The organism is Micromonospora sp. KC721 (assembly GCF_004348355.1).
GTDB lineage: Bacteria > Actinomycetota > Actinomycetes > Mycobacteriales > Micromonosporaceae > Micromonospora.
Window position 1 is genome coordinate 1 of record NZ_SMJY01000363.1, and the last position, 2,170, is coordinate 2,170.

The following is a 2,170-nucleotide window of genomic DNA, read 5'->3' on the forward strand; positions in this document are numbered from 1 at the left end:
CTGCTGGCGCGGGGTTCCGCGACGTGCCTGTTCCCCGGGGTCTGGCAGGTGCCGGGCGGCGGCGTCCGGCACGGGGAACATCCGGTCGCCGCGGTGGTGCGCGAGTTCGCCGAGGAGACCGGATTGGCCGTCGAGGTGACCCGCCCCCGGGCCGCCGTCGCCGACGTGGTCACTTTCCGTGACGCCGGCGTTGCGCTGCACGTCGACCGGCTGGTCTTCGACGTCACAGCCTCCGGGGGTGCGCCCCGCCCCGAGTCGGCGGGCGGCAGCGACGCCCTCACCTGGGCCACTCCGGACGAGGCCGCCGCGCTGCCACTGATGCCGTTCACCGCCGAACTGCTCGGTCTGCCCGTGGTGCCCCTGCCAGCCGACCTGCCCCGGGCCCTGCCCGCCGGGCGGGTCGCCGCCCCGGCGACCGACCGGTGGCAGCGCTTCGCCGCGTACGGGCTGGTCACCGACCCGCAGGGCCGGATTCTGCTGACCCGGATCGCCGCCGGTTATCCGGGTGCCGGCAGGTGGCACCTGCCCGGGGGCGGCACGGATCACGGTGAGCAACCGAGCGCCGGGCTGCTGCGCGAGCTGGTGGAGGAGTCCGGGCAGCTCGGCACGGTAGCCGACCTGTTGACAGTCGGTCATCTGCACAATCCCGCAGCCCTCGGCCCGGAAGGACGACCGCTGGACTGGCACACGGTCCGGGTGGTCTACCGGGTGCGGGTGCCGGTACCCACCGACGCGGTGGTCACCGAACTGGCCGGCGGATCGACCGCTGACGCCGCCTGGTTCACTCCTGACCAGCTCACGGGCCTTTCCATGACGGACGTGGCGGCAACGGCAACCGGACGTCAGGGGCGGTAGCGCCCCGCCCGACGGGCCGGTTCCGGTCAGCTCCGGTACAGTCGGACGTGAGGTTGGCAGGGAAAACGGGCGATGGCCCGAGATGGGAACAACGAAGCGGTTCGCGCGGTTTAACGGAGATATAAGTACCGCCGGCAGCTATCGCCAACCACCACTCCCCTGTGTAATGGTGTACTCCGCTTCGACGGCTGCCGGGCCGACAGCGGTCCGGCACGAGACAGCCGGACATCCGCCCCCGCGGGGCGGCCAGCCGATCCGGTGATGGAGGAAAACGTGCCGAGAGCCCCATGGCGCCGGCGTCGTACGACTGACAGTCCGCGCCCCGCAGGGCGTCGCTGGGCGGGCTCCTTGCGCCGCAGCAGCACGTTCGCCCGTCAGGTGCTGCTGGTCCGGGTGGGACGCCGCGACGGCGACCCGACCACCCGCACCGATCTCGTTCTCGCCGACCGGCCCCGCCGCCGCTACGGCCTCGACCGCTTCGGCCGGAGTCATCTCCCGCTCGACCGGGCCGAGATCGACGCGGTCATGCCGGTCAGCCCCGCCCTCGCCCCCGCCGTCCCGGCGGACGAGTCGCCGGCGATGGCCATCCCGCTGCTGCCCGGTGCGCGCACTCCCGCCCGTCGGATGAAGTTCGCGCTGGTCAACGCCTGCACCCTGGCCAGCCTGATGCTCGGCATCAACGCCATCTTCGTGGCCATGGCCGGCCAGACCCGGGTGGCCGCGCTGCTGCTCATCGCCTGCGTGGCCTTCGACGGCCTGGACGGTGCGCTCGCCCGCAAGTTCGGCGTGGCCAGCCCGTTCGGTGCCCAGATGGACTCGTTGGCCGACATGTGCTCCTTCGGCCTGGCCGCCCCGGTCGTGGTCTACGCCTCGCTCGCCGGGTCGGCGCCGACCGGAGCCGCCGCGGTGGCCGCGGCCCTCGTCGCCGGCTGTGCCGCGATCCGGCTCGCCCGGTTCAACGTCTCGCCCAAGGACGGCCGCTTCTTCTGCGGGGTCCCGACGACCATGGCGGCGGCGGTGCTCGCCCTCACGGTCGCCATCGGGCTGCCGCTGCCGCCGACCGTCCAGATCGCCGGGGTGGCTCTGCTCGCCTTCGCGATGGTCTCCAGCTTCCCGTACGCCAAGCTGGCCCGGCTGCTGAAGCTGCCGCCGTGGGTCTGGTTCGCCCCGGTGATCGGTGCGCTGGTCGACATCCGGCTCACCTTCGCCCTGGTGGTGGTGGGCTACCTGGTCAGTGGCCCGTTGCTCTGGCTGCACCAGCGCCGCACCGCCTGACCCGTCGTAAAGCGACCCGGAAGGGGGGCACCGCGTACGC

General features: G+C 73.0%; 2 protein-coding genes. Both read left to right on the forward strand.

All coding sequences use genetic code 11. The features are described from left to right. On the forward strand, positions 1-855 hold an 855-nt coding region (locus E1182_RS30315), incomplete at its 5' end, for an NUDIX hydrolase (protein WP_132271156.1). 348 nt (positions 856-1,203) lie between these two features. Next, positions 1,204-2,130 (forward strand): phosphatidylcholine/phosphatidylserine synthase, encoded by a 927-nt coding sequence (locus E1182_RS30320; RefSeq protein ID WP_132271157.1) that lies wholly within the window; start codon positions 1,204-1,206, stop codon positions 2,128-2,130. Positions 2,131-2,170: the final 40 nt, after the last annotated feature.